The sequence below is a fragment of the Mesorhizobium sp. M0185 genome (assembly GCF_040322175.1).
Classification (GTDB): Bacteria; Pseudomonadota; Alphaproteobacteria; order Rhizobiales; family Rhizobiaceae; genus Mesorhizobium.
In genome coordinates this window covers 66,747-79,835 of the sequence record NZ_JAMYSY010000008.1, presented here as the reverse complement: position 1 = coordinate 79,835, position 13,089 = coordinate 66,747, and the positions used below count along the sequence as shown (strand labels likewise).

Below are 13,089 nucleotides of genomic sequence, written 5' to 3'. Positions count from 1 at the left end.
AAGCTTGGAAAGCGGGTAACAATCCGCGAAGGATTGGGGGGATGGAACGTCATCTCGCAGCCGTCCTGATTGCCGATGTCGTCGGCTATGGCCGCTTGAGCCAGATCGACGACGAGGGTACGCGTGCGCTTTTCCGAACCGACCTGAACGAAGTATTCGAGCCAAGGATCGCTGCGCACCATGGTCGACTGGTGAAAACCATGGGAGATGGGATGCTGGTCGAGTTCCACAGTGTGGTCGACGCCCTACGCTGCGCGGTCGAAATCCAGCAACAGAAGGCGGAGGTGAACGTTCTCACGCAGCCAGAACGGCGGCTTGATTTCCGCATCGGCATCAATCTGGGCGATGTTATCGTTGAGGGTGACGACATCCACGGCGATGCGGTGAACATCGCCGATCGGCTGCAAGGGCTAGCGGAACCTGGAGGAATCGCGATTTCCGCCACCGCCTGCGACCATGTGAGGGGAAAGGTGCCGATCGGCTTTGCCTCACTCGGCGAGCAGAAAATGAAAAGTATCGCCGAACCGGTTCGCGTGTACCGTGTCTTGATCGACCCCGCTACTGCGGGCAAGATCGTCGGTGCCAAACCAGGCCTTTCTGCCGGCGACGACAGTAAGCCGCCGGTAATTGCGGTTTTGCCGTTCGAAAACCTGAGCGCCGACGACGGCTGGACGCGGCTGGCAGACGGCCTGTCGGCCGACATGATCGGCGACCTAGCGCGCTATCCCGATCTTGCGGTCATTTCGCGCCAGACCATGCAGTCCTATCGGGGACGGGCGAGCGACACACGCTCGGTTGGACGGGAACTGAACGCCGATTACCTGCTGGAAGGCACCCTCCAGGCGATCGGACAGCGTGTCCGCGTCGCGGTGCAGCTGGTCGACACCCGGACCGGAGCCAACCTTTGGTCGGCGCGGTTCGACGAGTCGACCGATGATTTTTTTCTCATGCAGGACAGCATCACACAGAACGTCATCAATGCCCTGGCAGGCACTTTCGGCAAGCTCGCCAATCTCGGGCGTGAGGTGGCTCGGCGGAAGCCTCCCTCGAGCCTGGGTGCTTACGACTGCTATCTACTCGGGGTGGAACTGCACGACAGGTTCACGACCGATGCGAGGGCAGAAGCCATACGCATGCTGTCCCGCGCCGTGGAACTCGACCCCGGCTTCGCGCGGGCCTGGATGACGTTGGGATTGGCACATGCGGTCGATGCCTTCAATGCCTTCACGCCAGATTCAGCCGCTTCGGTCGAGCGCTGGCGAGAATGCGTGGAAAAGGCTCTGGCGCTCGACCCTACCGATCCGATGACGCGCCTTTACATGGGCGCTCTCCGCGCCATTGACGGCGATATCGGCGGGGCCGCAGAGGAATACGACCGGGCGCTGGCCCTGGCACCCAATGACGCCGATGTGCTGTCGATGCTTGCCTCAAGCCGAGCTCTCGTGTGTGGAAATCCGGAAGAAGGCTGTGCTCTTGCCGAACGGGCGCTTCGCCTCAATCCGCAGGCTCCGAGTTGGTACTACGCGCAGCTCGCCCGGGCGCGGTTCGTCGCCGGTCGCTATGCCGACAGTCTGTCGTCGCTGCGCCAAAGTCCGCCGGATATTCCCGTCACTCTGATGTTCCGTGCCCTGTGTCACGCGCTGCTTGAAGAGCCGGCGCAGGCGCAGTCGATCGCCAGGCGGATTGCCGTCGAGTTTCCAAGGTTCACCGTCGAGAACTTCATCCGAACCTATCCCGTCACCAATCCTCTGGCCCTCGCTGCGATTAAGGAAGGGGCTCGTCGCGCAGGTATAGCGTAGAGCCGAAAACGGTGCCTAGCTGAGGAGGGGGACGCGCTTCCTGGATATGCCACTTGGTAAGCCGGGCCCCGCTTCCGGCACAGGCTGAAGGTCTGCTTCGTAGCGCTAACTGGGCGCTGGCGTGACCCCTGCTAAGCTTCCGCTCCTGGCGCAACGTGCTCGTCTGGCAGATGAGACGAACGGCAACTTCCCGCCCATCTCGGCCATTGGCGGCAGCCTGCTGATTGAGTTTTGACCCTAAGGCGCTTTTTGGGACGTGGCCGGTCTCCAAGCAGGTCAGGTACCGAGTTCTTCGACTTCCTCGACGAGTTGCGGACGCTGGTGCAGATAACGCGTCGCCTTGCGCTTGGCGATGATATCGGCCCAGACGCGTTCCACTTGTGTGGCGGCCAACCCGGCCGCCTGCCCCACCACCTCAGCCGCCACGCCGTTGTTGAGACCGTAAAGGCAGAGATCCATACGGTCATAAGGAAGCGAGAAGTAGAACTCCTCCTGGGTCTGCGCCAGCGAGTAGGTATCGGTGGTCGGAGGCCGGTTCAGGATTTCCTCCGGAACACCGAGATGGGCCGCCAGCGCATAGACCTGCGTTTTATAGAGGTGGGCGATCGGCTTGACGTCCGCGGCGCCGTCACCGTTCTTCACGAAGAATCCCTGATCATATTCCAGCCGGTTCGGTGTTCCAAGAACGGCGAAGTTCAGACGATCAGCATGATAGTATTCGATCTGCTTGCGGGTGCGCTGCTTCATATTGGTAGCGGCGACGACGCCGAGATAGACAGGCAACGGCATTCTCAGTTTCGTCTGCTTGCCTTCGGGATCCTGCACCACCAGCGACGAGATATTATAGCCTTGGCCCTCGAGCGCGTTCGCGATCACGATCTTCGAGGCCCAGCCTTCGCCGTATTCCGGGACCAATTCGCGGATGAAGGCGTCGCGGCGCTGGTAGCAGCCCATCGCGCGCAAGGCCGGCCCGATATCCTCCGTCACAGCCTCGACACCGAAAGTTTCGGCGACGAGGCGGCCGAGCCGCAGACTTTCAGGATCGGAATCGCTTTCCGGCATGAACAGGCAAAGCACATTCTTGGGGCCGACGGCTCGTGCCGCCAACGCGACCGACACGCTCGAATCGATCCCGCCCGAAAGACCGAGCACAAGGCCCCGCTTGCGAAGCCCGCGCAACTGCTGGCGCAAGGCCGTTACGATACGGTCCGTTTCGGTGATCAGGTCGATTGCCAGAGCCTGCGCCAGAAAGGTCCGCGCATCCTCGGTCGGGCGAACATTCATTGCGCGGCCTCCATGGTTTCTGCCGCAAGCCGACGGCTGACCTTGCCGGTATCGGTCTTCGGCAGCTCGCGGCGGAACTCGATGACCTTGGGGACCATGAAGTCCTCAAGGTGGCGCGCACAGTGGCGTATGATATCCTTTTCGCTAAGCGCTGGGTCGGACCGTACGATAACTGCGCCGATCGCATGCCCGAGCACGGGATCCGGCACACCGACAACCACCGCTTCCGCGATGCCCGGATGAGCATGAAGCACGGCTTCCACTTCCTTGGGCGCCACCTTCTCTCCCCGCGACTTTATGATGTCGTCCTTGCGGCCGACGAAATAGAGAAAGCCGTCCTCATCGGCCCTGAACAGATCGCCGGTGTAGAGAACCTTCTCCCAAGGGTTCGGGCCTGGGCGCAGGGTTTGTTCCGTCGCAGCTTCGTTTCGCCAATAACCCTGCATGACGTGCGGCCCGCGAATGACCAATTCACCTGCTATGCCCGGCGGCACTCGTTGCCCATGGTCGTCGACGATAAAGGCTTCGGTGTTTGGAATGGCTATTCCGACCGATCCCGGCCGGCGGTCGAGCTCCTCGGGCGGCAGATAGGTGCAGCGCTTGCATTCCGTCAGGCCATACATCGAATAGAGCCTGACACCGGGAAAAAGGAACCGCAAGCGTTCTATGTGAGCCGGCGGCAAGGCAGCCGCCGTGTTGGAAATATAGCGAAGGCTGGGCAGGAAGCCCGGCGCCAGATCACGCATCTGCAGGATCATCGCTGCCATCGTGGGCACGAGCGGAAGCCCGGTGACGCCTTCCTGGCGGATGCGTTCAAAGACCGCCTGGGGAAAAGCGAAGGACTTCTCGAGCACGAGCGTGGCGCCGAGCCTGACAGCCATCAGCAACTGATAGAGGCCGTAGTCGAAAGCGAGGGGCAGAACATTCAAGATGATGTCGTCTGGGGAGTTGCGCAGATAAGTGATGATGGAGCCCGCCGCCGCGTCGCAATTGCGGTGCGTCATCATCACGCCCTTGGGCCGGCCGGTCGAGCCCGAGGTGTAGATCAACATCGCAAGATCGACGTCAACGCCGCGGTGGTCAATCTCCCTGGCTTGGAGCGTCAAGCAATCCGCCAGGGACATCGCCCCTGCCGGGCATTGATTATCGGCAGCAACGGTGGAAGCCACGAAGATGCCGGTCTTGCCGGAGGACGTCTTGCCGGACGATCCGCACGCCTCGGCGACCACGGGCATCAGTTTTGCTTGCGTGAGGATCGCAGCTGCGTCGCAATCGCCGATGATGTAGGCCAGCTTTTCGGCCTTGGTGGATGCATTGATCGGACTGAAAGTCGCGCCTGCTTTAAGAACTGCGAAAATCGAAACCGCAGCCTCCCAGCAATTGTCCATGAAGATCAGGACCCGGTCGTCGCGACTGACGCCATTCATGAAAAGGGCGGCGGCCAGGCGGCTCGAAAGATCGTCCAGCTCTTCATAGCACAGCCTTTTGTGCTCGGTGATCAATGCCGTTTTGGCTGGATGGGCAGCGGCCTTCGCCGTCAGAAAATGTTCGATCCGCACGGACGCTCCTCGCCGATGGCGCCTACGCTGCCAGCGCTTCTGCCTTTGCCTTGATGAAGGCTGAGATGCGGTCAATCGAATCCAGATTGGCCGGTACGATGTCGGCATCGACCATCGCTATGCCGAAATCATCCTCTATGAATGCCACGAGCTCCAACACGGCCGTCGAGTCGATGATGCCGTTCTCGATCAGTGATACGGAGTCTGCAAGCTCGTAGGACGTGTCCCCGAACAGGAAGTTGTCGACGATAAAGGTTTTGACCTTGTCCTTGATTGCTACCATGATTTTTCATTCCCTCGATTTCTCAGGCCGCTCGTGCTGCACCGACCTTTTCGCCAGTGAAAATCTTCTGCCACAGTTGCGTCGACAAAATGCCGACGAAAGCCGCATTGTCGCGGAATCCGGACGCTGGCTGCAAGCGGCATTTCTCGTGCAGGTTCGCCACCGCCTTGGCGTTGAATAGTCCGCCGGCGGCGATGCTCGCTTCGCTCAGTGAGTCGCGTACGTAGTCCAGTTCTCCCGCTCCAACGAAGGAGCGGGCTTCCGGTGCCCGGTAAGGCTGTTTGGTGCGCTCGCGGATGGCCGTCGGAAGCAGGTGCTTGGCAGCTTTGCGCAATATGTGTTTTTCCACCAGTCCCTTCAGCTTCATCTCCGGCGGAAGTCTGGCCGCAAACTCCACCAAGCGATGGTCAAGGAAGGGGAAACGCCCTTCGATACCGTGTGCCATGGCCATGCGATCGCCCTGGCTGGAGAGGATGTAGCCCGGCAGGAGAAAGCGGGTTTCGAGATATTGCGCCTGATGCAGCGGATGCCACCGGGAAAATGCCTCAGGCAACCGGCTGGCCAGGTCCTCGGCTGCGTCATACCCCTTCAATGTCGCGCGCAGGTCACGGGAAAAGAACATCTTCGCCGCTGATGTGGTCTTGAAACGCGGCCGATGCGAGAACAGCGGATCGTCCAGGGCAGCGCTGCCGGTTCCGAAGAACGCAGCCAGGTACTCCACGGACTGCTGTTGCAGGCCCGGCAGATAGGGATAAAGCTTGCGGAACAGTTGTGGCCTTATGCGCGATGCCGGCTGTCGCGCGCAGAAACGGCGAACCCGCGCTTCCTTGAAGACATCATAACCGGCAAAGACCTCGTCGGCGCCTTCGCCTGTCAGCACCACTTTCAAACCGGCCTGGCGAACGAGGCCGGACAGTTGATATAGGGGGGCCGGGGCCGTGCGGATGATCGGCCGCTCGGTAAAGCGGATGACTTCGGGAAACACACCGGCGATATCGCCGGCACGGCAGGCGATGGTTCGATGCTGCGTGCTAATTGCCGACGCCATTTCGGTCTGGAAGGCGCTTTCGTCATGCTCGGCGCTGTCGAACGTCACGGAAAATGTCTGCAGCTTAAGAGGAGTCATGCCGGCCGCGAGTGCCGAAACGAGGGATGAATCGAGCCCGCCCGAAAGGTAAGAACCGACCGGCACGTCGGCGCGCATGCGAAGCCTCACCGCGTCGGTCAACAGGGCCTGCAGTTCCTCGGCCGCGTCGTCCTCATTGGTGATCTTCGATGGCGTATCCGGATACGGGTAGTCTAGGTGCCAATATGGTTTGACCGTGACTTGCCCCTGTGTCGCGATCATCACGCTTGCCGGCTCCAGCTCGTGGATGTTGCGGAAAGCCGTGTGTGGAGCGATCGGCGCCCACAGCGTAAAGATCTGGTCGAGTGCAATCGGATCGATTTCGGCCGAGACGCCGGGTACCTTCAGCAGGGCCTTTATCTCCGACGCAAAGTAGAGCACCCCGTCCTTGCTGGTGTAGAACAGCGGCCGAACACCCATGCGGTCTCTTGCAAGCACCATCCGCCGCCGCCGGTTATCCCAAATCGCGAAGGCGAAATCACCGTTCAGGAGCGACAGGCAGTCTTCGCCCATCTCGTCATACAGCTGCAGGAGAACTTCGGTATCGCTCGACGTGCGAAAGCGTCGGCCCCTGGCCAGCAGCCCTTCGCGCAATTCCACGTAGTTGAAGATCTCGCCGTTGAACGCAATCGTCAAATTGCCGGTTTCGTCGGACATCGGCTGCTGGCCATCGCCAATCCCGATCACCGACAGCCGCGCATGCCCAAGTCCAGCCTCGGGCGCTACGAATTTCCCTTGTTCATCCGGCCCGCGATGGGCGATCGCAGACGTCATGCGCGCAAGCAAAGCTTCCGCATCCCGGACTGAACCGAAATAGCCCCCGAATCCGCACATCCACACAGCTCATACTGAACAGCAAGCCACGAAACATAGCGGTCATAAGCGCCTCAAAGGTTAATCGGATACTTTTCAGCAAGCATGTGGTTAACAGGATGTTAGGACAAAATGATGCTTTTGCGGACCGACTTGCGCCCCACTCCAGGTGTCACGCTTGAAGGCGTCACGGCGAGCGTTGCAAATCACTGCTTCGAGTACGGCCGGTACCAGGCAACAAACTTCTTCAGCCCGTCCTCTATCGAAACGCTAGGCCTGAAACCGAAATTCCGCTCCAGCGCGGTCATGTCGGCGTAAGTCTTCTCGACGTCGCTCGCCTGCATCGGTTCGTTGTGGCGGATTGCCTTGACCTCGAGCAGCCTTTCCAGAATGTCGATGAAGTCGCCCAGACGCACCGGCCGGTTGTTGCCGACATTGTAGAGCCTGTTCGGCGGAACGTCAGCCGCCGGCGGCTTGTCGAGCACGGCGACAACCGCCTTCACAACATCGTCTATGTAGGTGAAATCGCGCCACATTTCGCCATTGTTGAAGACCCGGATCGGCTTGCCCTCGAGCATCGCCTGGGTGAACATCCAATAGGCCATGTCGGGACGGCCCCAGGGACCGTAGACCGTGAAAAACCGCAGGCCGGTCTGCGGTATGCCGAACAGATGGGCGTAGGTGTGGCTCATCAACTCATCGGTTTTCTTGGTGGCGGCGTAAAGCGAAACGGGCTTGTCGACCTGATCGGCTTCGCTGAACGGCACGCTGCGGTTGCCGCCATACACCGAGCTCGACGAGGCATAGACCAGATGCTCGAATGCCGGTTCGGCGCGACAGAATTCGAGCACTTCGAGGTGGCCCATGACATTGGAGCGGATATAGAGCCGCGGATTGTCGAGTGAGTGGCGCACGCCCGCCTGCGCGGCAAGGTGCACGATCCTAACGATGCCTTGCCCGGCCAAAGCGGCTGCAAGCGCGCCCTGTTCGGCAATATCGATCTGGTGGAACGAAAAATCCTTATGGGGCAGAAGGCCGGCAAGCCGCCCCTTTTTGAGCGCCAGGTCGTAATAGTCGTTCATGTTGTCGACGCCGACGACCGCTTCTCCCCGGTCGAGCAGATGGTGGCAAACGTGGCTGCCAATGAACCCCGCGGCTCCGGTGACAAGTATAGGCAACAAGCTTCTCCACGCGCATAGCCGGGCCGGTATCTGGAGCGGCAGATCCGGCCCATTTTGTCGTGCTATAGTCGAAAGCCGAGGTGGAGACCACCATTAAGCTGATGCGTCAGCTTGCCTCGCGCATGGCTTCGGCCGCCTGCAGGTCAACCGACACCAGTTGGCTGACGCCTTGCTCGGCCATGGTCACCCCAAACAGCCGGTCCATGCGCGCCATGGTGATCGGGTTGTGTGTGATGATGACGAAGCGCGTTTCGGTGGTTGCGGCCATTTCGTCCATCAGATTGCAGAAACGCTCAACATTGTGGTCGTCGAGCGGCGCGTCGACTTCGTCGAGCACGCAGATCGGCGCCGGGTTGGTCAGGAACACGGCGAAGATCAGCGACATCGCCGTCAACGCCTGCTCGCCGCCGGACAGCAGCGTCATCGTCTGCGGCTTCTTGCCGGGCGGGCGCGCCAGGATCTCGAGCCCCGCTTCGAGCGGATCGTCGGACTCGATCAGTTGCAGCTCGGCGGTGCCGCCGCCGAACAGGTGCGAAAACAGCCGTTGAAAATGGCCGTTGACCACCTCGAAGGCAGCGAGCAGCCGCTCGCGGCCTTCACGGTTCAGGCTGTGGATCGCCTGCCGCAGCTTGCGGATCGCCTCGATGATGTCGTCGCGCTCTGAAACGATGGCCTCCAGCCGGTCCGACAATTCCTTCTGCTCTTCCTCGGCGCGCAGATTGACGGCACCGAGCCGTTCGCGTTCGACCTTCAGCCGGTCGAGCTGACGCTCGATCTCGGCCATTTCGGGCATCGGGCTGTCGGGTTCGAGGCCGGTGTGGCGGATCACCAGATGCGGCGGCGTGTTCAGCGTTTCCTGGATGCGCGCCTCGACTTCCAGCCGACGCTCGTCGGCGGCGGTCAGCCGCTCTTCGGCGCGAACGCGGGATTCGCGCGCCTCGGCCAGCGACTGGATGGCAGCAGTCGCAGCCTTGTCCAGCTCGGACTGCCGGTTCTCCGCTTCCTGCAAGCGGTCGCCCGCTGCCTTGCGCAGGCTTTCGGCCTCGGCGAGCTGCGACAGCAAGGCACGCCGCTTGGCGTCGATCTCGTCGGGGGCGTCGGCCAGTTGCTCGCGCTCGGCCTCGGCCTCTGCCTTGCGTTCGCCGAGCGCCGCGATCTGCGTCGAGGCGTTTTCGGCGCGCTCGACCCAGTTGCGCCGTTCAACGCCGATGGCGTCGAGCCGGCGCGCACGTGCCTGGGCTTCCCGCCTCAGGCCCTCGTGAACGGCACGCGCATCGGCAAGGGCGGCGCGGTCGCGGGCGACGTTGGCGGCCGACTGCTCGAGCTGCAATTGCAGATCGCCGAGATCGGGCGCGTCCTGCAGCAGCATTTCCGCCTCGACGAATGCCGCCGCCGTTTCCTCATGGCTGTCGACAATGCGTGCGCGCGCCTCTTCAAGTGCTGCACGCCGGCTCGACAGTTCGCCGCCGGCTTTTTCGGCCTCGGCCAGCGTATTGCGGGCAGCGTCGAGCCCGTGCTGGGCATCGCGCCCGGCCTGTCGGGCGTTGCGTTCGGCCTCGCTCGCCTGGGCACGCGCCTGTTCGGCCTGTGCAAGGGCTTGTTCAGCTTCGCGCAGGGTGCGCGTGGCATGGACTGCTTCGGCATCGAGCTCGGCCAGCCGGTTTTTCTGCGCCAGCCGCTGCGCGGCGGCGGTCGGGGCATCGGCGCTGGCGGTGAAGCCGTCCCAACGCCAGAGCGCGCCTTCGCGGCTGACCAGCCGTTGACCGGGAGCAAGCAGCGTCTGCAGCCGTCTTCCGTCGGCGGCTTCGACAATGCCGATCTGGGCCAGCCTGCGGGCCAGCTGTGCCGGCGCACGCACAACGCTGGCGAGGTTCCTTATGCCTTCGGGCAATGCGGCGTCGGCAGGCTGGATTTCGCTCTGGCCCCAATGTACCGGCGCACTGCGGTCGAGCGGCACGTCGAGATCTTCGCCAAGCGCGGCACCCAGCGCCGTCTCGTAGCCACGCTCGACGCTGATCTGCTCCAGCACCGAGGGAAATAGATCGCCGCTGGCGGCGTTGAGGATCTTGGCCAGCGTGCGAGCCTCGGTTTCGATCCGCGCCAGCTCGGCCTTTGCGTCCTGAACCGGTGGGCGGGCAGCACTTTCGCCTGCACGCGCCTCGGCGACCGCCTGTTCGGCGGCAATGGCGGCTGCCTCGGCCTTTTCGAGCAGCGCCAGCGCCTGATCGACCAGTAGCCGCTTCTCGGCGGGATCGGGCAGGCCGGCGACCCTGGAGACGATCTCCGACAGTTCGCGGTCGACATCGGCAAGCTGGCGGGCAAAGCGGTCGCGGCGCTCAGCGGTGTCGCGCAGCGTCCGTTCGATCTGGTTGCGCGAGGCGGCAGCCTCCGCCCGTTCGGCGGTCAGCGCGGCGAGCCTGGCCTCGCTCGAGGCAAGCGTCGATGCCGCCTGCTCGAAAGCCGCGCGGGTGCTGGCCTCGCGCTCGGCGGCGCCGGCGTTTTCGGCGTTGAGCGCGGCTTCTTCGGCGGCGAGGCGTTCGAGGATATCCGCATTGTCGCGGACCATGCGCTCCTCGCGGGCAAGGTCGCCATCGAGCTGTTGCAGTCGGCGGTCGAGCTCAGCCTGGCGGGCGCGGATGCGGCCTGCCTCTTCCTCGATCTGCGCCTTGGCGATCGATAGACGCTGGAAGGCGGCGGCGGCAGCGGCTTCCGCATCGCGCAGGTCCGGCAGCCGGTGGGCGTTGATGCCTTGTTCCCTGGCGGCAGCCATCTGGGCGGCGGCACGGTCGCCGACCAGCGCGGTGGCAATCGCCAGCGCCGAACGCGCTTCGCCTTCCTGCGTCTTGGCCAGCGTCCAGCGCAGATGCAGCAGCGTCGCTTCGGCCTTGCGGATGTCGGCCGACAGGTTCTTGAAGCGCGAGGCCTGGCGGGCCTGGCGTTTCAGGCTTTCGATCTGGCTTTCCAGCTCGCCGACGACGTCGTCCAGCCTTTCGAGGTTCTGTTCCGCCGCCTTCAGCCGCAGCTCCGCTTCGTGGCGGCGCGTATGCAGGCCGGAAATTCCGGCCGCCTCTTCCAGCAGCGCGCGGCGCGCCTGCGGCTTTGCCTGGATCAGCTCGCCGATGCGGCCCTGGCCGACCATCGAGGGCGAGCGGGCGCCGGTCGACTGGTCGGCAAACAGCAGCTGAACGTCCTTGGCGCGAGCCTCCTTGCCGTTGATGCGGTAGAGCGAGCCGGCCTCGCGCTCGATGCGGCGCGAGACCTGCAATTCGTCGGCGTCGTTGAAGGCGGACGGCGCGGTGCGGTCGCTATTGTCGAGGAACAGCGTGACTTCGGCGGTGTTGCGGGCCGGACGCGTTCCCGAGCCGGAAAAGATGACGTCGTCCATGCCGGACGCACGCATGTTCTTGTAGGAGCTTTCGCCCATGACCCAGCGCAGCGCCTCGACCAGGTTCGACTTGCCGCAGCCGTTCGGCCCGACGATGCCGGTCAGGCCGCGTTCGATGACGAACTCGCCGGGTTCGACGAAGGATTTGAAGCCGAGGAGGCGAAGGCGCGAGAACTTCATTCGCGCCGGCCCTTAGCCAAGTTTCGCAAAACTGTGCCGCGGTTTTGCAAGGAGAACCCCCGGCAAGACAAAGAAGTGCGCACGCCGAAGCTTCGCCGCTTCGGCGCTGCCGAAACGTCAGAGCAGAGGGTCGATGATGGCCGACATTTCCGCAATCGACATCGCCCCTTTGTAGGTCTTTCCGTTGATGAAAAAGGTCGGTGTGGAATCGACCTTGAATTCGTCGGCGCCGCGCTTCTGGACGGATCTCACATCGTCCAGAAGTTTCTGGTCCGTCAAGCAGGCCTCGAAGGACTCCTGTGTAAAACCGGCAAGCTTGGCGATTTGCAGCAGTGCGTCCTTGGTATTGTTCACACCAACCCAGTTCGCCTGCTGCCTGAACAGCACGTCGACCATCGGGAAATAGTTGTCCTTGGAGCAGCGCGCCAGCATGAAACCGGCCTCGGCGCTGGGATCGAACGGAAACTCGCGCAGTATGTAACGGGCCTTGCCGGTATCGATATATTTCGTCTTCAGCTCCGGAAAAGTGGTCTCGGCGAAATGCGCGCAATGCGGGCAGGTCATCGATGCATATTCGACGATAGTGACCTTTGCATCGTCCTTGCCGAGCTGCATGTCGGGCAATGCGCCGGGCTTCAGCAGTGCCGCCATATCGACCGTGCCCTGAGCCTCCGGCGCCGCCGCGGCGGCCGGAGCGGCCGGCTTCGCAGGTTCCGGAGCCGCAGGCTTCACATCCTGCGCCTCGGCTTTCTCGCCCGAGTCGCTGCAGGCGGCAAGCAGCGCCACCGCTGGTATTGCGGCCAGCGAAGTCAAAAGGTTTCTGCGGGACAAGGAACGGATCATACGAATCACCTGGCAATAGTTGGATTTTGCAATGCAAAGTCTACAAAAAGCGAGAGTTGGCGCGAATTAAGGCATTACCGCCCCTATTCCAATCGCCAAATCCGGGCATACCATCACGATAGCGCGAGATCACGGTTTCTTTTGACCGAGAATGGTGGCGCCAAGCCGCTCTAGCGAGGCGCGCAGCCCGCCGTCCTCGATCAAACCAACGGTGCCCGACAGCTTCGCTTTCTCGGCCGCAGTCAATGGCCGCAAACTGGGTTTCGGCTTGTCCTTGCCCGCCATTACCGGCTTCTGCACGATTCTGATCCGACCGATCGCATTGAAACCGAGGAAGGCATTGACCCGGTTGATGATCTCGCCGGTCTCGTGCTGCAGATGCAGTGCCGCTACACCCTCGCAGGCAATCACCAGCACCGCCGGTTCGAAAGGATCGTCCTCATGCATGCGGCGCGGCCACTGGATCTTTTCCGGGCGCGAGCGGCCGGCAAGCCGCGGCCCGGCAATTTCTTCCCATGACTGGACCAGTCCGATCGACATACCGGCCCGCTTGCGCAGCACTGGGTCGAGGATCTCGGTTGCGAGATCGCTCACCGGAACGGGATTGCCGAAGGGCCTTTTCCCTGCCATGTGCGT

The 13,089-nt window shown here is 62.5% G+C and carries 9 protein-coding genes; 1 reads left to right on the top strand and 8 read right to left on the bottom strand.

Translation table 11 applies throughout. The annotated features are described in order from the left end of the window. Positions 1-41 precede the first annotated feature (41 nt). On the top strand, positions 42-1,799 hold the full coding sequence (locus NKJ20_RS08995; RefSeq protein ID WP_352743629.1) for an adenylate/guanylate cyclase domain-containing protein: 1,758 nt from the start codon (positions 42-44) through the stop codon (positions 1,797-1,799). Between the two features lie 276 nt (positions 1,800-2,075). Here NKJ20_RS08995 and nadE read toward each other — a convergent pair whose 3' ends face one another. The 8 genes from nadE to NKJ20_RS08955 form a co-directional block, all read right to left on the bottom strand. After that, positions 2,076-3,083, bottom strand: coding sequence for an NAD(+) synthase (gene nadE, locus NKJ20_RS08990; protein ID WP_352743627.1), 1,008 nt, complete (start codon positions 3,081-3,083; stop codon positions 2,076-2,078). Further along, positions 3,080-4,642: a class I adenylate-forming enzyme family protein gene (locus NKJ20_RS08985; RefSeq protein ID WP_352449863.1), complete on the bottom strand. Its 1,563-nt coding sequence runs from the start codon at positions 4,640-4,642 to the stop codon at positions 3,080-3,082. The genes nadE and NKJ20_RS08985 overlap by 4 nt, the downstream gene beginning before the upstream one ends. A 22-nt stretch (positions 4,643-4,664) precedes the next feature. Beyond that, complete coding sequence (locus NKJ20_RS08980; protein ID WP_352449958.1) at positions 4,665-4,928, bottom strand: acyl carrier protein; 264 nt, start codon at positions 4,926-4,928, stop codon at positions 4,665-4,667. 19 nt (positions 4,929-4,947) lie between these two features. After that, the gene (gene asnB, locus NKJ20_RS08975) at positions 4,948-6,885 is read right to left on the bottom strand and encodes an asparagine synthase (glutamine-hydrolyzing) (protein ID WP_352743625.1); all 1,938 of its coding nucleotides are present in this window, start codon (positions 6,883-6,885) and stop codon (positions 4,948-4,950) included. A gap of 185 nt (positions 6,886-7,070) precedes the next feature. Then, on the bottom strand, positions 7,071-8,042 hold the full coding sequence (locus NKJ20_RS08970) for an NAD-dependent epimerase/dehydratase family protein (RefSeq protein ID WP_352743623.1): 972 nt from the start codon (positions 8,040-8,042) through the stop codon (positions 7,071-7,073). A gap of 109 nt (positions 8,043-8,151) precedes the next feature. After that, positions 8,152-11,610, bottom strand: a complete 3,459-nt coding sequence (gene smc, locus NKJ20_RS08965; protein WP_352743621.1) for a chromosome segregation protein SMC — start codon at positions 11,608-11,610, stop codon at positions 8,152-8,154. Between the two features lie 117 nt (positions 11,611-11,727). After that, complete coding sequence (locus NKJ20_RS08960) at positions 11,728-12,453, bottom strand: DsbA family protein (RefSeq protein WP_023674158.1); 726 nt, start codon at positions 12,451-12,453, stop codon at positions 11,728-11,730. A gap of 129 nt (positions 12,454-12,582) precedes the next feature. Further along, entirely contained in the window at positions 12,583-13,083 is a 501-nt protein-coding gene (locus tag NKJ20_RS08955) for a DUF721 domain-containing protein (protein ID WP_023674157.1), read from the bottom strand. Between the last annotated feature and the right edge of the window lie 6 nt (positions 13,084-13,089).